Below are 23385 nucleotides of genomic sequence, written 5' to 3'. Positions count from 1 at the left end.
GAGCGGCCGGCTCAGCCGGTCGGCTTCCGCCAGACCGACACGTGCTGCCGGCTCTCACTCGTGAACGGCTCCCGGGTCCATCCGTCCCAGCGGTCCACCAGCCGCATCCCGGCCAGCCGGGCCATGAGATCGAGCTCGGACGGCCATACGTAGCGGAACGGGACGGAGAAATACTCCGTGTCACCGCCCCGCACCCGCACATGGTGCGAGGTCATCGACTGCGTTGCGACGTCGTACTCGTCGAAGCCGAGGCGTCCCTCGCTCACGTGGAACGGCACCGCGTTCTGCCCGGGCGGCAGCCGGCGCAGGTCGGGCACCCCGACCTCGACGACGAAGCGGCCGCCCGGTTCGAGATGGTCGGCGACGTTCCGGAAGCAGTCCACCTGGGCGTCCTGGGTGGTGAGGTTTCCGATCGTGTTGAACACCAGGTACGCGAGGGAGAACCCGCCCTCCACCCTGGCCGTCGCGAAATCCCCGATCGTCACGCCGATCGTGTCCCCACCGGGCTTGGCCCGCAGCCGCTCCACCATCGCGCGGGACATGTCGATCCCGTGCACCTCGACTCCGCGGGCCGACAGGGGCAACGCGATCCGCCCCGTGCCGACGCCCAGTTCAAGGGCGCGCCCGTCCCCGGCCAACTCCGCGAGCAGGTCTACGGCCGGCCTCACGACATCCGCCGCGAACATCTCGGCCGACGACACGTCGTACCCCGCGGCAACGGACTCTCCGAAGTATCCGTCCTCATCGATCACCGGAGGACCGTACTGCCGGCCGCGGGCCGGCGCGCGTCAATTTTCTCGGCGGAGGGCGCGGAGGAAGAAGGAGAAGGCGCCGGAGGAGACGGTGACCACGCCTCCGGCGGGGTTCTTGGAGTCCCGGATGGCTGTGTGGGGGGTGAGGTCGGCGACCTCGACGCACTGACCTCCGGTGTCGCCGCTGTACGAGGACTTACGCCATATCGCGCCCGGCAGGCTCGGGTTCGTTGCCATAACGCTCCTCCATCACGCGGGCGATCAGGGCCGCGGAATCCTCCACGGAGAGCGCTGCGGCCTGGAGTTGATCGTAACGGAGCGACCCTTCCCGGACGGCGTCCGGATTGGCCGTCATGTGCCCCTGGACGAAGTCCTCGGTGTAGATGATGTCGGGGTCCCCGTCGAAGCGCAGATGAGCGAACGAGCCCATCATCCCGGTGTGCGCGCCTGCCTCGAACGGCAGAACCTGCACCTTCACCCACGGCCGGTTGCGCATGGTCAACAGGTGGGAGAGTTGGTTTTGCATGACCCCCCGACCGCCGACCTCCTGGTGCAGCACCGCTTCGCTGAGCACCACCCACGTCGTCGGGGGACGATCTCGGCTCAACACGCGCTGCCGGTCCAGCCGTGCCGCCACCTTCGACTCGAGCTCCCGGGCGTCGCGGAGACCCAGGACCGCACGTGCATATCCGTGTGTCTGGAGGAGGCCGTCCACCAACTGCGCCTGAAAGGTGGAGATGTACACCGCCCTCCCCTCCATCTCCGCATACGGCTGAAACCAGCTCGGCAACTGGCTGCGCAACACCAACCCGACCAGCCGCGAAAACGTCCCGTCCGTCCCCAGCGCCGCATCCACGCGTTCAGAAAACTCCCGCGTCGGCACCCGTACCGTCGTTTCGATCTGGCCGATCAGCGACCCCGTGCAGAACACGATCGAACCGAGCGCCTGCTGGGTCAGCCCCGCTGCCTCCCGAGCCCGCCGCAGCTCGTATCCGTAGTAGTCCAAGGGCGACCCGCTGGGATCAAGTTCGCGGATGTGCACGGCCACCACCTCCCATCACCGAGAGTAGCCAAGCGGACGCGCAGAGATCCCCTCCTGTGGAAAACAAATTAATGCAAGCACGCTTGATTGTTTCTGGTGCCGCTGCCATGCTCGCCCCATGGCTGACCCGACGCCCGTGATCGACGATCTCTGCGCGGAGAGCGAGGAACTCGACCGCATCGTGACCGAGTTGAGCCCGGAGCAGTGGGCGCTCGCGACCCCCGCTCCCGGCTGGACCGTCGCTCACCAGATCGCGCACCTGGCCTGGACCGACCACCACTCCGTGCTGGCGGTGACGGACCGGAACGCCTTCTCCCGCGAGGTCGAGAAGGCGCTCGCCCAGCCCGGCGACTTCGTGGACAACGGCGCGGAGGAGGGCGCAGGCAAACCGCCCGCGCAGCTGCTCGCGGACTGGCGGGCCGGTCGCACCGCGCTCGCCGACGCGCTGCGGGCCGCGCCGGACGGCGCCCGTTTCCCCTGGTACGGGCCGCCCATGGCCACCGCCTCGATGGCCACCGCCCGCCTCATGGAGACCTGGGCCCACGGGCTGGACGTGGCGCAGGCGCTGGGCGTGAAGCGCACCCCCACCGACCGGCTCCGGCACATCGTCCGCCTCGGCGTCCGCACCCGCGACTTCGCCTTCGGCGTGCACGGGCTGCCCGTCCCGTTCGAGGAGTTCCGGATCGAACTCACCGCACCCTCCGGTGAGTTGTGGACATACGGCCCCGAGGACGCCGACAACCGCGTCACCGGCCCCGCCCTCGACTTCTGCCTCCTTGTCACCCAGCGCGCCCATCGCTCCGACCTCGCCGTCGAGGCCGTGGGCGAGGACGCCGACCGCTGGCTGGACATCGCCCAGGCCTTCGCCGGGCCGCCGGGTGACGGCCGCCCGCCGAAGGGAGGCGCCGCATGACGGCCCTGCGCATCGGCAACGCCTCCGGCTTCTACGGCGACCGCTTCGACGCCATGCGCGAGATGCTCACCGGCGGTGAACTGGACGTCCTGACCGGCGACTACCTCGCCGAGCTGACGATGCTGATCCTTGGCCGGGACCGGCTGAAGGACCCCGCCGCCGGCTATGCCCGCACCTTCCTGCGCCAGCTGGAGGAGTGCCTCGGGCTCGCGCACGAGCGCGGTGTCCGCATGGTCACCAACGCCGGCGGCCTCAACCCGGCCGGACTCGCCGATTCCGTACGGAAGTTGGCGGACCGCCTCGGCATCCCCGTCCGTGTCGCCCACGTCGAGGGCGACGACCTCACCGCCGCCCACCCGGGCAGCCTCGCCGCCCACGCCTACCTCGGCGGGTTCGGGATCGCCGAGTGCCTGCGGGCGGGCGTGGACGTCGTCGTGACCGGCCGTGTCACGGACGCGGCGCTGGTCACCGGGCCCGCCGCCGCGCACTTCGGGTGGCGGCCGGGGGAGTACGACCGGCTCGCGGGCGCCGTCGTCGCCGGGCACGTCCTCGAGTGCGGGACGCAGGCCACCGGCGGCAACTACGCGTTCTTCGGCGAGAAGGCGCGTGACCTCCGGCGGCCCGGCTTCCCGCTCGCCGAGGTCCACGAGGACGGCAGCTGCGTCATCACCAAGCACCCCGGCACCGGCGGCTTCGTCGACGTCGGCACGGTGACCGCGCAGCTCCTGTACGAGACAGGCGGCGCCCGGTACGCAGGCCCCGACGTCACCACCCGCCTCGACTCGATCCGCCTGGTCCAGGACGGACCCGACCGCGTCCGGGTCGAGGGCGTACGCGGCGAGGCCCCGCCGCCGACCCTGAAGGTCGGCCTCAACCGGCTCGGCGGCTTCCGCAACGAGGTCGCCTTCGTCCTCACCGGCCTCGACATCGAGGCCAAGGCCGCGCTCGTTCAGGAGCAGATGACCGACGCGCTCGCCAAATCCCCGCCTGCAGAGGTGCGTTGGGACCTCGTTCGCACGGACAAGGACGACGCCGGGACCGAGGAGACCGCGAGCGCCGTGCTCCGGCTCGTCGTACGGGACCCCGACCAGGCGGTCGTCGGGTGGCCGCTGAGCGGTGCCGCCATCGAGCTGGCACTGGCCAGCTATCCCGGCTTCCATGTGCTCGCGCCCCCCGGAAAGGGCGCGCCCTACGGTGTCTTCGAGGCCGTCCACGTCCCCCAGGGCGACGTCGGGCATGTGGCGGTGCTCGACGACGGGCGCCGCATTCCCGTGCCGCCGGCCCACGACAGCCTCGTACTCGAAGACCTGCCGGAGCCCGCAGCGCCCGAGCCGCTGCCGGATGCGCGCACCCGGCGTGCGCCTCTAGGCCGCGTCGCAGGCGCCCGGAGCGGGGACAAGGGCGGCAACGCCAACGTCGGGGTGTGGGTGCGCTCGGACGAGGCCTGGCGGTGGCTGGTGCACACCCTCACCGTCGACCGGTTCCGTGAACTGCTGCCGGAGACCGGCGACCTGACCGTCGTACGGCACGTCCTGCCGAATCTGCGCGCGCTGAACTTCGTCGTCGAGGGCATCCTCGGCGCGGGCGTCGCCGCCCAGCACCGCTTCGACCCGCAGGCCAAGGCCCTCGGCGAATGGCTGCGCTCCCGCCATCTGGACATCCCGGAGGACCTGCAGTGACCGTGATCAACTCCAGCCTGGACACGGCCGGTTCAGACTACCGGGAGCACCGCGAGGCCATGCTCGCCAAGCTCGCCGACCTCGACACCGAGCACGCGAAGGCGCTCGCGGGCGGCGGCGAGAAGTACGTCGAGCGGCACCGGAGGCGCGGCAAGCTGCTCGCCCGCGAGCGCATCGAGCTGCTCCTCGACCCGGACACGCCGTTCCTGGAACTGTCGCCGCTCGCCGCCTGGGGGAGCGACTACGCCGTGGGCGCCTCGCTCGTCACCGGCATCGGGGTCGTCGAGGGCGTGGAGTGCCTGATCACGGCCAACGACCCGACCGTGCGCGGCGGCGCCAGCAACCCCTGGTCGCTGAAGAAGGCCCTGCGCGCGAACGACATCGCGCTCGCCAACCGGCTGCCCTGCATCAGCCTGGTGGAGTCGGGCGGGGCCGATCTGCCCTCCCAGAAGGAGATCTTCATCCCCGGCGGCGCCATCTTCCGCGACCTGACCCGGCTCTCCGCCGCCGGAATCCCCACCGTCGCCGTCGTCTTCGGCAACTCGACCGCCGGAGGCGCGTACATCCCCGGTATGTCCGACCACGTGATCATGGTCAAGGAGCGCGCGAAGGTCTTCCTCGGCGGTCCGCCCCTGGTGAAGATGGCCACCGGCGAGGAGAGCGACGACGAGTCGCTGGGCGGCGCCGAGATGCACGCGCGTGTGTCGGGCCTCGCCGACTACTTCGCCGTGGACGAGCCGGACGCCCTGCGGCAGGCGCGGCGGGTCGTGGCTCGCCTCAACCACCGCAAGGCGTACGAGGATCCGGGACCCGCGGCGTCCCCCAAGTACGACGAGGAGGAGCTCCTCGGTGTCGTCCCCGGTGACCTCAAGATCCCCTTCGACCCGCGCGAGGTCATCGCCCGGATCGTCGACGCCTCCGACTTCGACGAGTTCAAGCCGCTGTACGGGACCAGCCTCACCACCGGGTGGGCCTGCCTGCACGGCTATCCCGTCGGAATCCTCGCCAACGCCCAGGGGGTGCTCTTCAGTGAGGAGTCGCAGAAGGCCGCCCAGTTCATCCAGCTCGCCAACCAGCGCGACATCCCGCTGCTCTTCCTGCACAACACCACCGGTTACATGGTCGGCAAGGAGTACGAGCAGGGCGGCATCATCAAGCACGGCGCGATGATGATCAACGCGGTCAGCAACAGCCGGGTCCCGCACCTGTCGGTGCTCATGGGTGCCTCGTACGGGGCAGGGCACTACGGCATGTGCGGGCGGGCCTACGATCCGCGCTTCCTGTTCGCCTGGCCCAGCGCCAAGTCGGCCGTCATGGGCCCGCAGCAGCTCGCCGGCGTCCTGTCGATCGTCGCGCGCCAGTCGGCGGCCGCGAAGGGGCAGCCCTACGACGACGAGGCGGACGCCGGGCTGCGCGCCATGGTGGAGCAGCAGATCGAGGCCGAGTCGCTGCCGAAGTTCCTGTCCGGGCGGCTGTACGACGACGGCGTCATCGACCCGCGGGACACCCGCACCGTTCTCGGCCTGTGCCTGTCGGCCGTCCACACGGCGCCCTACGAGGGCGCACGCGGCGGCTTCGGCGTCTTCCGGATGTGAGGGGTCACGTGATGACAACAGGAGCTTCTGTGATCACTTCTCTGCTCGTCGCCAACCGCGGCGAGATCGCCTGCCGGATTTTCCGGACCTGCCGGGAGCTGGGCATCCGGACGGTCGCCGTGCACTCCGACGCCGACGAGAATGCGCTCCACGCACGCGTGGCCGACACGACCGTACGGCTGCCGGGTGCCGCGCCCACGGAGACGTATCTGCGCGGTGACCTGATCGTGAAGGCGGCCGTCGCCTCCGGCGCGGACGCCGTCCACCCCGGCTACGGCTTCCTCTCCGAGAACGCCGACTTCGCCCGCGCTGTGATCGACGCCGGGCTGGTGTGGATCGGGCCGCCGCCCGAGGCGATCGAGGCGATGGCGTCCAAGACGCGCGCCAAGCAGCTGATGGGCATCCCGTCCCTGGACCGGGACCGGGTCACCGAGTCCGATCTGCCGGTCCTGGTGAAGGCCGCCGCGGGCGGCGGCGGGCGCGGCATGCGGATCGTGCGCCGCCTCGCGGACCTCGACGGGGCGCTGGAGGGCGCACGGGCCGAGGCCGCGAGCGCCTTCGGCGACGGCGAGGTCTTCGTCGAGTCGTACGTGGAGGGCGGCCGGCACGTCGAGGTGCAGGTCCTCGCCGACACCCACGGCACGGTGTGGGCGCTGGGCACCCGCGACTGCTCCCTGCAGCGGCGCCACCAGAAGGTGATCGAGGAGGCGCCCGCACCCGGCCTTTCCAGCGAGCTCAGGGACGAACTGCACGCGCTGGCCGTGCGCGCCGCCCGCGCCGTCGACTACGTCGGCGCCGGCACCGTCGAGTTCCTCGTCTCCTCGGCCGGCAGCGCCCACTTCCTGGAGATGAACACCCGCCTCCAGGTCGAACACCCCGTCACGGAAGCGGTGTTCGGCCTCGACCTGGTGGCCGGGCAGATCCGCGTCGCCGAGGGCCACGCTCTCGAAAGCGACCCGCCACGCGCGCGTGGCCACGCGGTCGAGGCCCGCCTGTACGCCGAGGACCCGTCGGCGGACTGGGCCCCGCAGACCGGCACGCTGCACCGTCTCACCGTCCCGGACGACGTTCGCCTGGACACCGGCTACGGCGACGGCGACGGCATCGGCGTCCACTACGACCCCATGCTCGCCAAGGTGATCGCCCACGCCCCCACGCGCGCGGAGGCGGTCCGCAGGCTGTCGGGCGCCCTGGAGCGGGCCACGATCCACGGCCCGGTCACCAACCGCGACCTCCTCGTCCGCTCCCTCCGGCACAAGGAGTTCACCGGCGCCGGCATGGACACGGGCTTCTACGACCGCCACCTCGCGGAACTGACCGAACCGGCCCCCGACCCGTACGCCCCGCTGGCCGCCGCCCTCGCCGACGCGCAGACCCGCGTCTCCCGCTTCGGCGGCTACCGCAACCTGCCCGCCCAGCCGCAGCTGAAGCGGTACGCGACGGCGGGCGAGGAGCAAGAGGTCCGCTACCGGCACACCCGCGCGGGCCTGGAGGCGGACGGCGTACGCGTGGTGCGGGCCACCTCCGGCCTCGTCGTCCTCGAAGTGGACGGCGTGCAGCGGAAGTTCGAGGTGACGCGGTACGGCGACCAGGTGTACGTCGGCGCCACCGCCCTGACGGCCCTGCCCCGCTTCCCCGACCCCACCACCCAGCACGCGCCCGGCACCCTGCTCGCCCCCATGCCCGGCACCGTCGTGAAGATCGCCGACGGCCTGGCACCCGGGGCGGCCGTACAGGCCGGACAGCCCCTGCTGTGGCTGGAGGCCATGAAGATGCAGCACAAGATCACCGCACCGGTCACCGGCACGCTCACGGCGCTGCACGCCGCCTGCGGTGCTCAGGTCGAAGTGGGTGCCCTGCTCGCCGTAGTCGAGGTCTCTCAGGAGGACCAGTGAGCGCCACGTTGGAAACCGCGGAGCACAAGGCGCTGCGCGCCGCCGTCGCCGCCCTCGGCAAACGCCACGGCCGCGGCTACGACCGGGAAGCCCTCTGGGCCGAGGCCGCCAAGCTGGGCTACCTCGGCGTCAACCTGCCGGAGGAATACGGCGGTGGAGGCGGCGGCATCGCCGAACTCTCCATCGTCCTGGAGGAGCTGGGCGCGTCCGGCTGCCCCCTGCTGATGATGATCGTGTCCCCCGCGATCTGCGGCACCGTCATCGCCCGCTTCGGCACCGAGAGCCAGAAGCAGGCGTGGCTGCCGGGCCTCGCCGACGGCACCCGCACCATGGCCTTCGGCATCACCGAACCCGACGCCGGCTCCAACTCCCACCGCATCACCACCACCGCCCGTCGCGACCCCGAGACCGGGGACTGGCTGCTCACCGGCCGCAAGGTCTTCATCTCCGGCGTCGACCTCGCGGACGCCACCCTCATCGTCGGCCGCACCGAGGACGCCCGCACCGGCAACCTCAAGCCGTGCCTGTTCATCGTCCCGCGCGACGCCGAGGGCTTCACCCGGCGCGCGATCGACATGGAACTCAGCGCCGTCGAGAAGCAGTTCGAGCTGACGCTCGACGACGTACGGCTGCCCGCCGACGCCTTCGTCGGCGACGAGGACGCGGGCCTGCTGCAACTCTTCGCCGGCCTCAACCCCGAACGCATCATGACGGCCGCCTTCGCGATCGGCATGGGCCGCTACGCCCTCTCCCGCGCCGTCGAGTACGCGCGCGACCGCCAGGTCTGGAAGACCCCCATCGGCGCCCACCAGGCCATCGCGCACCCCCTCGCCCAGGCGCACATCGACCTCGAACTCGCCCGCCTGATGATGCAGAAGGCGGCCCACCTCTACGACGCCGGGGACGACATCGGCGCAGGTGAGGCCGCCAACATGGCCAAGTACGCGGCGGGCGAGGCGTGCGTGCGGGCAGTCGACCAGTCCGTGCACACCCTCGGCGGCAACGGCCTCACCCGCGAATTCGGGCTCGGCTCGTTGATAACCGCCTCCCGTGTGGCTCGTATTGCTCCGGTGAGCCGGGAGATGATTCTCAACTACGTCTCCCACCAGACCCTGGGTCTGCCCAAGTCGTACTGAGGGGGTGTCTTCGGGACCATGTCGGCGTCGCGGGGTCTGGCACGCCCATCCGCCGCGTTGTCGTCGGTTGCCGACGCTCCGCGTCGACGCCCTCCTCCGCCTTGTCGCTGCACGCACCAGACCCCGCTCGGGTCGGCTGCAACGCGCAGTTCTCTACGGCCGACCTGGTCCAGAAGACACCCCCTCGCCGCCTAGGAGGAACCGTGTTCCGCAGCGAGTACGCCGACGTCCCGCCCCTCGAACTCCCCATCCACGAGGCGGTCCTGGGCCGGGCCGCCGAGTTCGGGGGCGCGCCCGCGCTGATCGACGGGACCGACGGCACCACACTGTCGTACGAACAACTCGACCGCTTCCACCGGCGCATCGCGGCCGCGCTCGCCGAGGCGGGCGTGCGCAAGGGCGACGTGCTGGCCCTGCACAGCCCCAACACCATCGCCTTCCCGACCGCCTTCTACGCCGCCACGCGCGCGGGTGCCTCCGTCACCACCGTGCACCCGCTGGCCACGGCCGAGGAGTTCGGCAAGCAGCTCAAGGACTCGGCGGCCCGATGGATCGTCACCGTGTCCCCGCTGCTGGAAACCGCCCGCCGCGCGGCCGAACTCGCGGGCGGCGTCCAGGAGATCTTCGTCTGCGACAGCGCGCCCGGACACCGGTCGCTGATCGACATGCTGGCCTCCGCCGCCCCCGAGCCCCAAATCGGCATCGACCCCGCCGAGGACGTCGCCGCCCTCCCGTACTCCTCCGGCACCACCGGCATCCCCAAGGGCGTGATGCTCACCCACCGCCAGATCGGCACCAACCTCGCCCAGCTCGAACCGCTCATCCCGGCCGGCCCCGGCGACCGCATCCTCGCCGTCCTGCCCTTCTTCCACATCTACGGCCTCACCGCCCTGATGAACGCGCCCCTCAGGCAGGGCGCCACAGTCGTCGTGCTGCCGCGCTTCGAGCTGGAGACCTTCCTCGCGGCCATCCAGAACCACCGCATCACCGGCCTGTTCGTGGCCCCGCCCATCGTCCTGGCCCTCGCCAAGCACCCGCTGGTCGCCCAGTACGACCTGTCGTCGCTGACCCACATCGTCAGCGCCGCCGCGCCCCTGGACGCCGCCCTCGCCGCCGCCTGCTCCCACCGCCTCGGCCTGCCGCCCGTCGGCCAGGCCTACGGCATGACCGAACTGTCGCCCGGCACCCACGTCGTCCCGCTGGAGGCCATGCGCGACGCGCCGCCCGGAACCGTCGGCAAGCTCATCGCCGGCACCGAGATGCGCATCGTCTCCCTCGACGACCCCGACAAGGACCTTCCCCCCGGCGAGTCCGGCGAGATCCTCATCCGCGGCCCCCAGGTCATGAAGGGATACCTGGGCCGCCCCGACGCCACCGCCCAGATGATCGACCCCGAGGACTGGCTGCACACGGGCGACGTGGGCCACGTCGACGAGGACGGCTGGCTGTTCGTCGTCGACCGGGTCAAGGAACTCATCAAGTACAAGGGCTTCCAGGTGGCCCCCGCCGAACTCGAGGCCCTCCTGCTGACCCACCCCGGCATCGCCGACGCCGCCGTCATCGGCGTCTACAACGAGGACAACAACGAAGTCCCGCACGCGTACGTGGTGCGCCGGCCGAACGCGGCCGGCCTCTCCGAGTCAGAGGTCATGATGTACGTCGCCGAACGCGTCGCCCCCTACAAGCGCGTCCGCCAGGTCACCTTCATCGACGGCGTCCCCCGGGCCGCCTCCGGGAAGATCCTGCGCCGCGAACTGCGGGCCCTGAGGGAGCAGACGTGACCCTGATCGGACGCACGCGCGCGCGTGGCCTCGAGACGCTCAGCCTCGACTCCACGGCCAACCGCAACGCGCTGTCGGCAGCACTCGTAGGAGAACTGGCCGACGCGCTGACGGAGTGCGCCAAGGACGGCGACGTGCGCGCGGTCGTCCTCACCCACACCGGCAACACCTTCAGCGCGGGCGCCGACCTGCGCGACCCGCCGCACCCGGACGCCCTGGTGGGCGTGCTCCGGCAGATCGTCGCGCTGCCCAAACCCGTCGTCGCCCGGGTCACCGGACACGTACGGGCCGGCGGCCTCGGCCTGCTCGCGGCATGCGACATCGCGGCGGCCTCCAGCACTTCGACCTTCGCCTTCACCGAGGTCCGGATCGCAGTGGCCCCCGCGGTCATCTCCCTGCCCCTGCTGCCCCGCACCGACCCGCGCGCGCTGGCCCGCTACTACCTCACCGGCGAGCGCTTCGACGCCGCGGAGGCCGCCCGCATCGGTCTGGTGACGGTCGCCGGCGAGGACGTGGACGAGGCCCTGGCCCCGATCCTCGACGGTCTGCGCCGGTCCGCCCCCCAGGGGCTGGCCGAGACGAAACAGCTGCTCACGGCTAAGGTGCTCGAGACATTCGACCGTGACGCGGCCGATCTCACCGCGCTCTCGGCCCGGCTGTTCGCCTCCCCGCAGGCCCGTGAGGGGATGACCGCCTTCCTGGAACGACGGGATCCGACATGGGTGCTGTGAGATGGCTGCCGTGACCTCGGTCGACCGCGTGCCCAAGCAGGACCGCAGCCGGGCCACCCGGCAGCGGCTCCTGGAGGCCGCCGTGGCCTGTCTCGCCGAGCACGGCTGGGCGGGCTCCACGGTCTCCGTCGTCGCCGAACGCGCCGGCGTCTCCCGCGGCGCCGCCCAGCACCACTTCCCCACCCGCGAGGACCTGTTCACGGCAGCGGTCGAATACGTCGCCGAGGAACGCTCCACCGCGATGCGCGCGCTCTTCCCCGACGGCGCGTCCGGAGACCGCCGCGCCGTGGTCACCGCCCTCGTCGACCTCTACACGGGCCCCCTGTTCCGGGCCGCGCTCCACCTGTGGGTCGCCGCCTCCAACGAGGAGCAGCTGCGCCCCCGCGTCACCGAACTGGAGGCCCGCGTCGGCCGCGAGACCCACCGCATAGCCGTCGACCTCCTCGCCGCCGACGAGTCCCGCCCCGGCGTCCGCGAAACCGTCCAGGGCCTCCTCGACATGGCCCGCGGCCTCGGCCTCGCGAACCTGCTCACGGACGACGGGGGGCGACGGGAACGGGTGGTCACACAGTGGGCGTCACTGCTGGACGAGGCACTCGGCTGAGCGCACCGGAGCAGCGACATCCCCGCACCGTCCACCTCAGCGGGCGATGTCCTCGTACCCCACGATCTCCTGCGGACTCCGCGACGACGGCCCCACATACCGGGCCGACGGCCGCACCAGCCGTCCCGTCCGCTTCTGCTCCAGGATGTGCGCCGACCAGCCGGCCGTGCGGGCGCAGGTGAACATCGACGTGAACATGTGGGCCGGGACCTCGGCGAAGTCGAGGACGATCGCCGCCCAGAACTCGACGTTGGTCGCGAGGACCCGGTCCGGGCGGCGGGCGTGCAGCTCCTCCAGAGCCGCCTTCTCCAACGCCTCGGCCACCTGGAAGCGCGGCGCGCCCAGCTCGCGGGCCGTGCGCCGCAGCACGCGCGCGCGGGGGTCCTCGGCGCGGTAGACGCGGTGCCCGAAGCCCATCAGGCGCTCGCCCTTGTCCAGCGCCTGCTTCACATACGCCTCGGCGTCCCCGGTCCGCTCGATCTCCTCGATCATGCCCAGCACGCGCGAGGGGGCGCCGCCGTGCAGTGGCCCGGACATCGCTCCTACGGCGCCCGACAGCGCGGCGGCGACGTCCGCACCGGTCGACGCGATCACGCGTGCCGTGAAGGTGGAGGCGTTCATGCCGTGCTCGGCGGCGGAGGTCCAGTAGGCGTCGACGGCCGCCACGTGCTTGGGGTCGGGCTCGCCCCGCCAGCGGATCATGAAGCGCTCGGTGATCGAGTGGGCCTTGTCGATCTCCCGCTGCGGAACCATGGGCCGGCCCTGGCCACGGGCGGACTGGGCGACGTAGGAGAGCGCCATGACGGCCGCCCTGGCCAGGTCCGCGCGGGCCTGTTCGGCGCCGATGTCCAGCAGCGGTTTCAGGCCCCACACCGGCGCCAGCATGGCCAGCGCCGACTGCACGTCCACGCGGATGTCGCCGGAGTGCACGGGGATCGGGAACGGCTCGGCGGGCGGCAGGCCGGGGTTGAAGGCGCCGTCGACGAGCAGCCCCCAGACATTGCCGAACGAGACGTGACCGACCAGGTCCTCGATGTCGACGCCCCGGTAGCGAAGGGCGCCGCCCTCCTTGTCCGGTTCGGCGATCTCCGTCTCGAACGCGACGACTCCCTCGAGTCCGGGTACGAAGTCGGACATCAGGCGGCTCCTCGTGATGTGTACGGCGGATATGCACGACTCAAGGGGCGGCCCACCGCCGGATCCCCGGCCGCTCGTGCGACTCGTGGTCCTGGGTGGCCACGGTGGTGATGCCCCGTACGACTGGTCGCTCAACCAGAACGGACCAGCACGATATCTCCGAGTGCCAGTTTTGGGGAGACTCCGCGGCACTCAGTGCCACCTCCGACTCTCCCATCATGAAGGACACCCCTCCGGACGGCACGCGCGCGTACGGCAAGATGACCGCGTGACCGACCGAGACGCCGTCCCCCTCGACCCCGCCGCGATGCGCAGGCAGTACCGGGCCGAGGGTCTCGCCGAGACCGACCTGCCCGCGACCCCGGTGGCCCAGTTCGCCCGCTGGTTCGGACAGGCCGCGACCGAGGCCCATCTCTTCGAGCCGAACGCCATGGTCGTCTCCACGGCGAACGCCGAGGGCCGCCCCAGCTCGCGCACCGTACTGCTGAAGAGCTTCGACGAGCAGGGCTTCGTCTTCTACACCAACTACGCCTCTCGCAAGGCGGGCGACCTCGCGGAGAACCCGTACGTCTCGCTGCTCTTCCCCTGGCACCCGATGGCACGCCAGGTCATCGTCTCGGGCATCGCCCGCCGCACCGGGCGCGACGAGACGGCCGCCTACTTCCGCACCCGCCCGCACGGCTCACAGCTCGGCGCCTGGGCCAGCGCCCAGTCGAGCGTGATCTCCGGCCGCACCGAACTCGACACCGCGTACGCCGAGCTGGCCGCGCGCTACCCCGAGGGCGAGAAGGTCCCGGTCCCGCCGCACTGGGGCGGCTTCCGGGTCGCCCCGCAGTCGGTGGAGTTCTGGCAGGGCCGCGAGAACCGGCTGCACGACCGGCTGCGGTACGTGGCGCGGGCGGACGGCGGCTGGCAGGTGGAGCGGCTCAGTCCCTGAGGAGCCGCTGGACGCTCCTGGAACGCAGACGACCCGCGAGCTCGGGTTCCCCGCCTTACGGCAGGGAGCCGGCCGGACGTACCGGCGAGCTCGCGGGTCGGGTGACTGCTGGGATTGGGCCGGCTGCACGTTTCTCTCACGTGCTGGTCCGGCACCGCACTGGATGTGGTGACGAGCCGCTAGCCCGCAGCCACCTCACGCGTCCGGTATTCATACATCTGCCGAACCACCTCCCTTCTCGTGTACGCCACACCCTAAGAACCGCTCGGCGCACGATCAACCTCTTTTTTGACTCAGGCCCGTGACCTAGCGTTTCGCCCATGACGCAGCGACGCGCGATCCTCAGTGGGTCGACCTTCGAGGAGCAGATCGGGTATGCCCGGGCCGTGGTGGACGGGGAGTGGGTGCATGTCTCCGGGACGACCGGGTTCGACTACACGACGATGACGATCTCCGACGACGTGGTCGAGCAGGCCGAGCAGTGCATATGGAACATCGGCACGGCGCTCACGGAGGCGGGGTGCGGCTTCGGCGATGTCGTACGGGTGCGTTATCTGCTGCCCGAGCGCGCCGACTTCGAGCCGTGCTGGCCGGTCCTGCGGAGGGTGTTCGGGGACGTCCGGCCGGCCGCGACGATGATGGTCGTCGGGCTCGCGGATCCCCGGATGAAGATCGAGATCGAGGTGTACGCGCGGCGGAACGGGGAGCCCGCGTGACCGGTCTGCGGATGGAGCCGGTGGCCGGGGACGCCATGCTCGAGGAGTGGCGGCATGTGCACAACGTGATCGTGCCGCCCGCGGCGATGTCCCTCGACGAGGTGCGGGAGCGGGCGGGGCGGTACCGGCTGGAGAACGCCTACGTCGGTGACGAGCTCGTCGGCTGTTCGACCGTACGGCCGCCCGGGGACGCGGACGCGGTGGCGACCGTCATCGCGCGCGTGCTGCCCGCGTACCGGAGGCGGGGCTTCGGGACGGCGCTTTACCTCAAGGGGCTCGCTTACGCGCGCGTGCTGCGGGCAGGCGTGGTCGAGACATGCGTTCTGGCGGTCAACGAGGACGGCCTGCGCTTTGCCGAAAAGCATGGGTTCGTCGAGGTCGAGCGGTATGTGCTGGACGGCGAGGACGATCTGTGGATTGATCTTCGGCTGGTGGACGGCGGATCATAGGAGTGGCCGGCGTTGCAACGATTCCTTCAATCTTGGGGAACTCGGTGTGTGCTGTGTCACGTTCAGGTTGGATGATTGCAAGTGAGCGAACCGACGCGCTGTAGGTGCGGACGCCGCAGCTTGGCAGGGGGTCCAGGTGAGTGCTTCCCGGCGTAGTGGGACCACCGACGAGCTGGGGCCGGACGAGCCCGAGCCGGTAGGTCCGGCGGGCCCTGACGGCTCCGATCTGCTGGCCGCGCTGCTCGACGGGATGGACGCGGCGCTGTGCGCCTTCGACGCCGGCGGTGTGGTGACCCACTGGAACCGCGAGGCCGAGCGGATTCTGGGCTGGACGGCCGCCGAGGCGGTCGGGCGGCACGGGTTCGCCGGATGGGCGGTGCGCGAGGCGGACGCCCAGGAGGTCGAGGCGCGGCTGATGTCCGCCATGGAGGCCCCCGGACGGCAGGTGCACGAGTTCGCGCTGCTGACGAAGGACGGCGGGCGGGTGCTGGTGCGCACGCAGTCCGCCGCGGTGCGTGGGCCCGACGGCAAGCCCGCAGGCGTGTACTGCGCCTTCAGCGAGGTGCACGCGCAGATCGACCTGGAGCGGTCGATCGCGCTGAGCGAGGCGCTGTTCGAGGACGCGAGCTGGGGTGTCGTACTGGTCGACGCCGACCTGCGGCCCGCCGTGGTGAACGCGCACGCCGCGCGTGCCCTCGGCATAGGGCGTACGTCCGCGCTGGGCCGCCCGCTGGGCGAGCTGCTCGCCCAGGGAGTGGAGGAGCTGGAGAGCGCGCTCACGCATGTGCTCGCGGAGGGCGCGCCGCCCGCGCCGGCCGAGATCTGGGTGAGCGTGCGGACGGCGGAGGGTGAGCAGCGGCGGTGCTGGCGCTGCGGCTTCGTACGCCTGGCCTCGCCGCTGGCGGAGGAGCCGGTGCCGCTGGGGGTCGCCTGGCTCTTCGTGGACGTGACCGCGGGCAAGCAGGGTGAGCAGGAGGCGGCGCAGCTGCGGTTCCGGGCGAACCAGCTGCACCGGGCGGCGCGTGCGGCCGCGGAGTGCGAGGATCCGCGGGAGGCGGCGACCGTCCATCTCGACTTCGCGCTCGCCGGGTTCGCCGACCACGCGCTGATCGACCGGGTCGCGGGCGGTGCGGTGGCCGACGGGGAGGGGGGTCCCGTGCGGCTGGTGCGGGTCACCGCGACGCCGTCCGGGGCGCCGGGGCCGAGCCTGCTCACCGGTGAGGCGGGGCTGCCGGTGCGTTATGCGCAGGGGCATCCGGCGTTGCAGTGCGTGGAGCGGACGGGGTCCGTGCGGGCGACCGTGGGTGCGGTGCCGGCGGAGCAGGCGCGGGAGTGGGCGGTGGCGCGGCAGTGGTCCGCGGACACGGTGCACGCGTTGTGCGCGGTGCTGCGGAGCCGCGGGCGGACGCTCGGTGTCGTGACGTTTCTGCGCGGGGGCGGGCGGAGTACGTTCGAGCGGTCCGACGCGGTGTACGCGGAGGACGTGGCCGTACGGATCGCGACGGCGCTGGATCTGGCGGGCGTCCTGGGGCGCGACGGCTAGGCCGGACGCGCCCGCGGGCGGCGTCAGTGCTGGTAGAAGATCCGGTCGCCGTACTCCTTCATCACCTGGGTGTTCCACTCGTGGCCGCCGTCCACGTTGCCCGAGCGCAGGAGCGGGGGCTCGATGCCGCGGGCGGCGAGGGCGCCGGCCGCGGTGGCCATGACGGACTGGAGGATCGCGCTGGTGACGACGGTGGACGCCGGTGCGAAGGGGGCCGGGACCGTGTCCAGGGTGAGGGTCGCGTCGCCGATGGCGATCTTGGAGTCCAGGACGACGTCGCAGTGGTCGCGCAGATAGGTGCCCGAGGCGTGCCGGGAACGGGTCTCGGTCGCGTACGCCACCGAGGTCACGCCGATGACCTTCACGCCGAGCTCGCGCGCCTTCATGGCCATCTCCACGGGGAGGGCGTTGCGGCCGGAGAGGGAGATGATCACCAGGGCGTCCCCGGTGCGCAGCGGGGAGCAGTCGAGGACCACGCTCGCGAGGCCGTCCACGCGCTCCAGGGCGGAGCCCAGTGTGGCCGGGCGGACGTCGACGCCGACGACGCCCGGCACGGTCAGCAGGTTCATCAGGGCGAGGCCGCCCGCGCGGTAGACGACGTCCTGTGCGGCGAGCGAGGAGTGCCCGGCGCCGAAGGCGAAGAGCCGTCCGCCCTCGGTGACCGTGTCGGCGAGCAGCGTGCCGGCCGCCGTGATGGACTCCGCCTCCTCGTCCCGGACCCGGCGCAGGAGATCGATCGCGGCGTCGAAGAACTGGTCGGCCGGTTTGCCGTCGCTCATGCGGGCCCTTCCGGTACGGCGTCGGGTGTCTGTGCGGGTGTCTGTGTCGCGGATCACCGTGCGGTCTGGACCAGTGCCGTGTCAATACGGTGGTGGGAGCCCCGTGGCGCACGGGGCGCAAGCCCCTGGTTTCAACGGCGCGGCACGGTTGTCAGTGGTATGCGTCAGAATTGGAGCCAGGGCCAGCGCACGCGCCGGGAAGCCGTCGTGCTTCCGGCAGATCTCACCGAGGGGCATGTATGTCCGGACTGATCGACACCACGGAGATGTATCTCCGCACCATCCTCGAGCTGGAGGAGGAAGGTGTGGTGCCCATGCGGGCCCGGATCGCCGAGCGCCTGGACCAGAGCGGGCCGACCGTCAGCCAGACGGTGGCGCGGATGGAGCGTGACGGCCTGGTGTCCGTCGCCACCGACCGCCACCTGGAGCTCACGGACGAGGGCCGCCGCCTCGCCACGCGCGTGATGCGCAAGCACCGCCTCGCCGAGTGTCTGCTCGTCGATGTGATCGGCCTGGAGTGGGAGCAGGTGCACGCCGAGGCGTGCCGCTGGGAGCACGTGATGAGCGAGGCCGTGGAGCGGCGCGTGCTGGAGCTGCTGCGCCACCCGACCGAGTCGCCGTACGGCAACCCGATCCCGGGCCTGGAGGAGCTGGGCGAGAAGGACGGCGCCAACCCGTTCCTGGACGAGGGCATGGTCTCGCTGGCGGACCTCGACCCGGGCGCCGACGGCAAGACCGTCGTGGTGCGCCGCATCGGCGAGCCGATCCAGACGGACGCGCAGCTGATGTACACGCTGCGGCGCGCGGGTGTGCAGCCCGGTTCGGTGGTCAGCGTGACGGAGTCGGCGGGCGGTGTGCTGGTGGGCAGCGGCGGCGAGGCGGCCGAGCTGGAGTCGGACGTCGCCTCCCACGTGTTCGTCGCCAAGCGCTGAGTCCGGCCGGACCTCGGGCAATCCTCAACCTCCGTTGCCCCAGGGGTATTTGAGGCGCCCTGCGGGCGTTCCGGCAACCGCTTCGAGGTCACGGTCCGGTGGCCGAAATCGCAAGCGCCCGGACGATTCGCGTGCAAGGCTGTCGCGTGAGGCATATGACCGGAGGGGGCGGGAGGATGTGCCGCAGACGTGTGGATGGCCCCGGCGCCGTGCGGCGCCGGGGCCTGTCCTCCCCTGTGCTGACCCGGAGCCCCGAGCTCCCAGGGTCATCCCCACGGACCGTTTTCCCCGAGCGGTCCGCTCCCCGCAGAAGATCTCCCCTCGGCGGCGGCGATCATGCCTCGGCGAGGTCACTCGTACGAGGGGTGTTGCTCGCAGATACAGCATTTTCGAATAACCATTCGATAGCCTGCGGTTGACGGTCACGCGGGACGGGCGCTGGGGAGTGGCGCACAGGGACCGGGTATCCGCAGCACAAGGCAGGACGCGGTTCACGGAGCCAGGGGGGTACCAGAACCATGGCGCGACGCATCGACGTGACCGGGGCGGGCGGTGTACGCCTCGCGGCGTGGGAGTTCGGCGACCCGCCCAAGACCGACCCGGCGGACGGCGCGACGGGCGAGGACACCCCGGGCGTGCTGTTATTGCACGGCCTGATGGGCCGCGCCTCGCACTGGGCGTCCACCGCCCGCTGGCTCTCCGAGCGGCACCGTGCGGTCGCGCTCGACCAGCGCGGTCACGGCCAGAGCGACAAGTCCCCGCAGGCCGCCTTCACGCGTGAGGCCTACGTCCAGGACGCCGAGGCCGCCCTGGAGCAGCTCGGCCTCGCCCCGGCCGTCCTCATCGGCCACGCCATGGGCGCGCTGACCGCCTGGCAGCTCGCCGCGGCCCGGCCCGACCTGGTGCGGGGCGTGATCATCTGCGACATGCGGGCGTCGGCGCTGGGCGCGGCCTCGCAGCGGGAGTGGTCGGCGTGGTTCGAGGCCTGGCCGGTGCCGTTCGCCACGCTGGCCGACGTACGGAAGTGGTTCGGTGAGGACGATCCGTGGGTGGAGCGGCCCAATGCGGCGCGGGGGGAGTTCTACGCCGAGGTGATGCATGAGTCCGCCGACGGCTGGCGGCCCGTGTTCGTGCCCGATCAGATGCTGAGGTCGCGTGAGACGTGGGTGTACGACGCGCACTGGGAGGAGCTGGCGCAGGTGCGGTGTGCCGCGCTGGTCGTGCGGGGGCTGGACGGGGAGCTGGGGCGGGCCGAGGCGCAGGAGATGGTGCGGGTGCTGCCGCGGGGGGAGTATGCGGAGGTTGCCGATGCGGGGCATCTCGTGCATTACGACCAGCCGGAGGGGTGGCGGGTTGCGATTGAGCCGTTTCTTGATGAGGTGCGGGGGGTTTAGGGGCGCCTGGTGAGGTGGGGGTCCCGGTGGTGTCGGCGGGTGCGGGTGCGTCGTGGTTTCTCGCGCAGTTCCCCGCGTCCCTAAACCTGCAGTTCCTCGCGCCCCTGAAGACACTGCGGTCCCCTGCGCCCTGGACCCGCAAGCGTCAGCCCTTGCTCACCGCCGTCAGGATTTCCGGTAGGCGGGCCGCTGTGCGGGGGGCTGCGAGGCGTAGGCCGGACCAGGTGATCGCGGCGCCGTAGACGGTGCCCAGGGGGAGGAGGAGCCAGCCCCACGCGTCGCCGTTCTTCGCGATGCCGACCCAGATCGCCGCGACGATGACGGGGGAGCACAGCAGGGCCGCGGAGACCATGCCGCCGAAGATGGAGATCCAGGCGAGGCCGGTCTGGCCCGGGGCGACGTTCTTGTAGCCCTCCTGCGGGATGGAGTACGGGAAGCGGGCGGAGGTCCACGCGCCGGTCGCGAGCATCGCGCCGAGGAGGGCGAAGGAGAGGCCGAGCACCTCGGGCAGGCGGGGCCAGTCGCCGAGCATCGCGGTGGTCAGGACGGTGACGAGGGTGGCGTACGGCAGGGTGATCACCAGCAGGGCCAGGGCCCGCCCGCGCAGCTCCACATAGGCGTCGTGCGGCGAGGAGATGGTCGTGGCGACCATCCAGAACGCCGAGGTGTCCTGCCCGAACTGGTTGTACATCTGGATGCCGAGCATGCCGGCGGCGAAGCACGCGAAGTAGATCGAGCCGGTGCCCTGCAGCGCGTTGAACACCGGCACGATCAGTCCGATGGCGAGCGAGGTCACCCAGGCGGCCTTGGTCTTGGGATCACGCCAGATGTAGCGCAGGCTGCGCTCCATGACCGTGCCGGTGCGGCCGGCCGGCAGCAGCCGGGCGAGGCCGCCGGCCGAGCGCTCACGGGTGGTGGGCCGGTCGGTGGCGGCCTGGAGGGTGGAGCCGTCGGGGGAGGTCATCAACTTCGTCAGATGGCGCGACCACACGGCGATCAGCGCGAACAACGCGGCCGCGCTCAGCGCCAGTTGTGCGACCGCGGTGCCGTACGAGCCCTCGCTCACCGAGCGGACCGCGCCGATCGCCGACGCGGGCGGTACCCACTTCAGTACGTCGGCCACCGGGTCGAGCTGCGAGATGCCGGACGAACCCAGGTGCTGTGCGCCGAAGTTGACCAGTTGCGCCCCGATCGCGATGACCAGCCCGCTCAGCACCGCCAGATCACGGCCCTTGCGGCTGGTCAGCAGCCGGATGTTGGCGGCGGCGACGGCCCGCGCCAGGGCCACGCACACCAGCAGCGCGAGGACGACGGCCACGACGCCGACGGCGTAGGCCGCACCGCCGTGCGCGACCGCGACCACCGAACCGGTCAGCAGGAGCAGGGTGAACAGCGGCCCGATGCCCACCAGCGAGGCCGCGAGCAGCGCCCGCACCAGCGGCCGGGGCCGCAGCGGCAGCATCACCAGCCGGGTCGGGTCGAGGGTCTCGTCGCCGCTCGGGAAGAACAGCGGCATCACGGCCCAGCCCAGCGCCAGGACGGCCACCAGCAGCGTGACCACGGACAGGGCGTGCGCGTTCCCGTGCAGGACGATCAGCCCGAGCAGTTGCAGCGCCCCGAAGAGCACCACGACCACGGCCGAGACGATGTAGGCGGCCCGCCGCCCGCCGGACTGCTTGAGTCCGTTGCGCAGCAGCGACAGCTTCAGCCGTACGACGACGGGGGTGATGTTCGCTTCGGTCGTCATCGTGCCCCGCCGCCCAGCCAGTCGAGGTTGGAGCCGGTGTCGCGGCCGCCCGCGCCCACGAGTTCGAGGAACGCCTGCTGGAGCGAGGCCGCCTGCCCGCGCACCTCGGCGAGGGTGCCGTGGGCGCGGATGCGGCCGGCGGCCATGACGGCCACCCAGTCGCACAGGGACTCCACGAGCTCCATGACGTGGGAGGAGAAGACGACGGTGGCGCCCGAGGCGGTGTACCGCTCGAGCACCCCGCGGATGATCTGGGCGGACACCGGGTCGACGCCCTCGAACGGCTCGTCCAGGAAGAGCACTTCGGGATTGTGGAGGAGTGCGGCCGCGAGGCCGATCTTCTTGCGCATGCCCGTCGAGTAGTCGACGACGAGCTTGTGCTGGGCGCCGGCCAGGTCGAGCACGTCGAGCAGCTGGGTGGCCCGCTTGTCGACCTCGGCGCCAGGCAGCCCGCGCAACCGCCCGCTGTAGCCGAGGAGTTCACGTCCGGAGAGTCGCTCGAAGAGCCGGAGCCCCTCCGGCAGCACCCCGATCCGGGCCTTCACCGCCGCGGGGTCCTGCCACACGTCGTGGCCGACGACCTCGACGCTCCCCTGATCGGGCCGCAGCAGCCCCGTGGCCATGGAGAGAGTGGTGGTCTTCCCGGCGCCGTTGGGTCCGACCAGCCCGATGAACTTGCCCGCCGGCAGGTCGAGATCGACCCCGGCGACGGCGACCTGCTGCCCGAACCGCTTCCAGAGCCCTCGCACGCGCACGGCGGCGGTACCGACCTCAATTCCCTCTGTCATGCGGGAAACCCTAGGGGTTCGTCCCCGGGCGGGCGCGTCAGCGGTCGCGTCCGCAGGCGTAGGCGAGGGGGGAGATCAGCTCCTCGGCGTCGGGCAGCCAGCGGTTGGCGGGGGTCGGGCGGCAGGCCCACTGCACGGCGCCGCGGGAGCCGAAGCGGGTGGGCGGCGCGGCCACGTACGCCCCCTCGCCGAGCGCGACCAGGTCCAGGGACGCCGGTGACCAGCCCAGCTTGCGCACCAGTTCCGGCACCTTCACGGCCGCGCCGGGCAGGACGAAGAAGTGCATGCGCCGGTTCGGGGTCACGGTCACGGGGCCGAGCGTCAACTCCATGCGCTCCATACGCGCGAGGGCCAGGAAGCCCGCGCTCTCCGCCACCTCGATCGCGTCGAACGTACGGCCCGTGGGCAGCAGGATCGACGCCGTCGGCTGCTTCTGCCACATCCGGCGGGCGACGGTCGCGCTGCCCGTGGCCAGCGTCGCCCAGTCCTCGCGCGCCGGATGCGCGCCGGGGGCGGCGCACGCGGGGTCGGAGCAGGAGCAGTGCTGCACCCCGTCGACGGCCTCCAGCCAGGTACCGGGGAAGACGTCCCAGTGGCGCTCCTCGGCGTAGCGTACGGCGGTCTCCAGCAGCGAGTCCCCGCGCTGCTTCGGAATCTGAGCGGCTTCGGTTCCCGCGATCGTCTCTTCCACGATGAACTCAACTCCCGCACCCACCTCGGGTTACGGCCGTATCGCGCGCGGGGGAGGAGCATCGATTCCACGGCTGGGGCGCATGGATGCATGTGTGGGGGCGCGCAGGAGGAACCCCCGCGTGATCTGGGTAGCCACATGCGG

General features: G+C 71.6%; 22 protein-coding genes. 14 read left to right on the top strand and 8 right to left on the bottom strand.

The window, feature by feature from the left end; genetic code table 11:
- Positions 1–11: 11 nt before the first annotated feature.
- From ACGFYN_RS28720 to ACGFYN_RS28710, 3 genes are read right to left on the bottom strand one after another with little or no spacing between them, the layout of a single operon-like run.
- Entirely contained in the window at positions 12–752 is a 741-nt protein-coding gene (locus ACGFYN_RS28720; protein WP_393868781.1) for a class I SAM-dependent DNA methyltransferase, read from the bottom strand.
- Between the two features lie 36 nt (positions 753–788).
- A complete protein-coding gene (locus ACGFYN_RS28715) occupies positions 789–989 on the bottom strand; it encodes a DUF397 domain-containing protein (protein ID WP_393868780.1) in 201 nt (66 codons plus the stop codon).
- On the bottom strand, positions 949–1794 hold the full coding sequence (locus tag ACGFYN_RS28710) for a Scr1 family TA system antitoxin-like transcriptional regulator (protein WP_393868779.1): 846 nt from the start codon (positions 1792–1794) through the stop codon (positions 949–951). The genes ACGFYN_RS28715 and ACGFYN_RS28710 overlap by 41 nt, the downstream gene beginning before the upstream one ends.
- Before the next feature lie 118 nt (positions 1795–1912).
- Between ACGFYN_RS28710 and ACGFYN_RS28705 the strand changes: the two genes are divergently transcribed.
- The 8 genes from ACGFYN_RS28705 (at position 1913) to ACGFYN_RS28670 (ending at position 12128) form a co-directional block, all read left to right on the top strand.
- Complete coding sequence (locus ACGFYN_RS28705) at positions 1913–2707, top strand: TIGR03084 family metal-binding protein (RefSeq protein ID WP_393868778.1); 795 nt, start codon at positions 1913–1915, stop codon at positions 2705–2707.
- Positions 2704–4386 (top strand): acyclic terpene utilization AtuA family protein, encoded by a 1683-nt coding sequence (locus tag ACGFYN_RS28700; protein ID WP_393868777.1) that lies wholly within the window; start codon positions 2704–2706, stop codon positions 4384–4386. The genes ACGFYN_RS28705 and ACGFYN_RS28700 overlap by 4 nt, the downstream gene beginning before the upstream one ends.
- Entirely contained in the window at positions 4341–5981 is a 1641-nt protein-coding gene (locus tag ACGFYN_RS28695) for an acyl-CoA carboxylase subunit beta (protein ID WP_393868776.1), read from the top strand. The genes ACGFYN_RS28700 and ACGFYN_RS28695 overlap by 46 nt, the downstream gene beginning before the upstream one ends.
- Positions 5982–6010: 29 nt before the next feature.
- A complete protein-coding gene (locus ACGFYN_RS28690; protein ID WP_393868775.1) occupies positions 6011–7876 on the top strand; it encodes an acetyl/propionyl/methylcrotonyl-CoA carboxylase subunit alpha in 1866 nt (621 codons plus the stop codon).
- Positions 7873–9012 carry an acyl-CoA dehydrogenase family protein gene (locus ACGFYN_RS28685; protein ID WP_393868774.1) on the top strand — a complete coding sequence of 380 codons (1140 nt, stop codon included), beginning with the start codon at positions 7873–7875 and terminating at the stop codon, positions 9010–9012. The genes ACGFYN_RS28690 and ACGFYN_RS28685 overlap by 4 nt, the downstream gene beginning before the upstream one ends.
- 203 nt (positions 9013–9215) lie before the next feature.
- Positions 9216–10793 carry a 4-coumarate--CoA ligase family protein gene (locus tag ACGFYN_RS28680; protein ID WP_393868773.1) on the top strand — a complete coding sequence of 526 codons (1578 nt, stop codon included), beginning with the start codon at positions 9216–9218 and terminating at the stop codon, positions 10791–10793.
- Positions 10790–11524, top strand: coding sequence for an enoyl-CoA hydratase family protein (locus ACGFYN_RS28675; RefSeq protein ID WP_393868772.1), 735 nt, complete (start codon positions 10790–10792; stop codon positions 11522–11524). The genes ACGFYN_RS28680 and ACGFYN_RS28675 overlap by 4 nt, the downstream gene beginning before the upstream one ends.
- A 1-nt stretch (position 11525) precedes the next feature.
- Positions 11526–12128 (top strand): TetR/AcrR family transcriptional regulator, encoded by a 603-nt coding sequence (locus ACGFYN_RS28670; RefSeq protein WP_393868771.1) that lies wholly within the window; start codon positions 11526–11528, stop codon positions 12126–12128.
- Between the two features lie 36 nt (positions 12129–12164).
- On the opposite strand, the gene ACGFYN_RS28665 is transcribed toward ACGFYN_RS28670, so the two are convergent.
- Positions 12165–13265, bottom strand: coding sequence for a citrate synthase 2 (locus tag ACGFYN_RS28665; protein ID WP_393868770.1), 1101 nt, complete (start codon positions 13263–13265; stop codon positions 12165–12167).
- 268 nt (positions 13266–13533) lie between these two features.
- Between ACGFYN_RS28665 and pdxH the strand changes: the two genes are divergently transcribed.
- The 4 genes from pdxH (at position 13534) to ACGFYN_RS28645 (ending at position 16910) form a co-directional block, all read left to right on the top strand.
- On the top strand, positions 13534–14202 hold the full coding sequence (gene pdxH, locus ACGFYN_RS28660; protein WP_393868769.1) for a pyridoxamine 5'-phosphate oxidase: 669 nt from the start codon (positions 13534–13536) through the stop codon (positions 14200–14202).
- Between the two features lie 320 nt (positions 14203–14522).
- The gene (locus tag ACGFYN_RS28655) at positions 14523–14918 is read left to right on the top strand and encodes a RidA family protein (protein WP_393868768.1); all 396 of its coding nucleotides are present in this window, start codon (positions 14523–14525) and stop codon (positions 14916–14918) included.
- An 11-nt stretch (positions 14919–14929) separates the two neighbouring features.
- Positions 14930–15367: a GNAT family N-acetyltransferase gene (locus tag ACGFYN_RS28650; protein ID WP_393868892.1), complete on the top strand. Its 438-nt coding sequence runs from the start codon at positions 14930–14932 to the stop codon at positions 15365–15367.
- A 136-nt stretch (positions 15368–15503) separates the two neighbouring features.
- Entirely contained in the window at positions 15504–16910 is a 1407-nt protein-coding gene (locus tag ACGFYN_RS28645) for a PAS domain-containing protein (RefSeq protein ID WP_393868767.1), read from the top strand.
- Between the two features lie 23 nt (positions 16911–16933).
- Here the strand turns inward: ACGFYN_RS28645 and ACGFYN_RS28640 are convergent, their stop codons facing one another.
- On the bottom strand, positions 16934–17689 hold the full coding sequence (locus ACGFYN_RS28640) for an SIS domain-containing protein (protein ID WP_393868766.1): 756 nt from the start codon (positions 17687–17689) through the stop codon (positions 16934–16936).
- Between the two features lie 239 nt (positions 17690–17928).
- On the opposite strand from ACGFYN_RS28640, the gene ACGFYN_RS28635 reads away from it, so the two are divergent.
- The gene (locus tag ACGFYN_RS28635) at positions 17929–18621 is read left to right on the top strand and encodes a metal-dependent transcriptional regulator (RefSeq protein ID WP_393868765.1); all 693 of its coding nucleotides are present in this window, start codon (positions 17929–17931) and stop codon (positions 18619–18621) included.
- A 518-nt stretch (positions 18622–19139) separates the two neighbouring features.
- On the top strand, positions 19140–20015 hold the full coding sequence (locus tag ACGFYN_RS28630) for an alpha/beta fold hydrolase (protein WP_393868764.1): 876 nt from the start codon (positions 19140–19142) through the stop codon (positions 20013–20015).
- 145 nt (positions 20016–20160) lie between these two features.
- Here the strand turns inward: ACGFYN_RS28630 and ACGFYN_RS28625 are convergent, their stop codons facing one another.
- Genes ACGFYN_RS28625 through ACGFYN_RS28615 form a run of 3 tightly spaced genes read right to left on the bottom strand, consistent with a single transcriptional unit; the run spans position 20161 to position 23241 of the window.
- Positions 20161–21762, bottom strand: a complete 1602-nt coding sequence (locus tag ACGFYN_RS28625) for a transporter (RefSeq protein ID WP_393868763.1) — start codon at positions 21760–21762, stop codon at positions 20161–20163.
- A complete protein-coding gene (locus ACGFYN_RS28620) occupies positions 21759–22550 on the bottom strand; it encodes an ABC transporter ATP-binding protein (protein WP_393868762.1) in 792 nt (263 codons plus the stop codon). Before ACGFYN_RS28620 ends, ACGFYN_RS28625 begins: the two co-directional genes overlap by 4 nt.
- A gap of 37 nt (positions 22551–22587) precedes the next feature.
- Positions 22588–23241, bottom strand: a complete 654-nt coding sequence (locus ACGFYN_RS28615; RefSeq protein ID WP_393868761.1) for a bifunctional DNA primase/polymerase — start codon at positions 23239–23241, stop codon at positions 22588–22590.
- Positions 23242–23385 lie beyond the last annotated feature (144 nt).

This window comes from Streptomyces sp. NPDC048419, from assembly GCF_043200415.1.
Lineage (GTDB): Bacteria > Actinomycetota > Actinomycetes > Streptomycetales > Streptomycetaceae > Streptomyces.
This window is presented reverse-complemented; position numbering and strand designations above follow the sequence as displayed.

Excerpts from the sequence above, each read along its gene's own strand:
- ACGFYN_RS28715 (WP_393868780.1), bottom strand. The coding sequence starts at position 989 with ATGGCAACGAACCCGAGCCTGCCGGGCGCGATATGGCGTAAGTCCTCG.
- ACGFYN_RS28705 (WP_393868778.1), top strand. The coding sequence starts at position 1,913 with ATGGCTGACCCGACGCCCGTGATCGACGATCTCTGCGCGGAGAGCGAG.
- ACGFYN_RS28700 (WP_393868777.1), top strand. The coding sequence starts at position 2,704 with ATGACGGCCCTGCGCATCGGCAACGCCTCCGGCTTCTACGGCGACCGC.
- ACGFYN_RS28695 (WP_393868776.1), top strand. The coding sequence starts at position 4,341 with ATGGCTGCGCTCCCGCCATCTGGACATCCCGGAGGACCTGCAGTGACC.
- ACGFYN_RS28670 (WP_393868771.1), top strand. The coding sequence starts at position 11,526 with ATGGCTGCCGTGACCTCGGTCGACCGCGTGCCCAAGCAGGACCGCAGC.
- ACGFYN_RS28665 (WP_393868770.1), bottom strand. The coding sequence starts at position 13,265 with ATGTCCGACTTCGTACCCGGACTCGAGGGAGTCGTCGCGTTCGAGACG.
- ACGFYN_RS28655 (WP_393868768.1), top strand. The coding sequence starts at position 14,523 with ATGACGCAGCGACGCGCGATCCTCAGTGGGTCGACCTTCGAGGAGCAG.
- ACGFYN_RS28650 (WP_393868892.1), top strand. The coding sequence starts at position 14,930 with ATGGAGCCGGTGGCCGGGGACGCCATGCTCGAGGAGTGGCGGCATGTG.
- ACGFYN_RS28640 (WP_393868766.1), bottom strand. The coding sequence starts at position 17,689 with ATGAGCGACGGCAAACCGGCCGACCAGTTCTTCGACGCCGCGATCGAT.
- ACGFYN_RS28635 (WP_393868765.1), top strand. The coding sequence starts at position 17,929 with ATGTCCGGACTGATCGACACCACGGAGATGTATCTCCGCACCATCCTC.
- ACGFYN_RS28630 (WP_393868764.1), top strand. The coding sequence starts at position 19,140 with ATGGCGCGACGCATCGACGTGACCGGGGCGGGCGGTGTACGCCTCGCG.
- ACGFYN_RS28625 (WP_393868763.1), bottom strand. The coding sequence starts at position 21,762 with ATGACGACCGAAGCGAACATCACCCCCGTCGTCGTACGGCTGAAGCTG.
- ACGFYN_RS28620 (WP_393868762.1), bottom strand. The coding sequence starts at position 22,550 with ATGACAGAGGGAATTGAGGTCGGTACCGCCGCCGTGCGCGTGCGAGGG.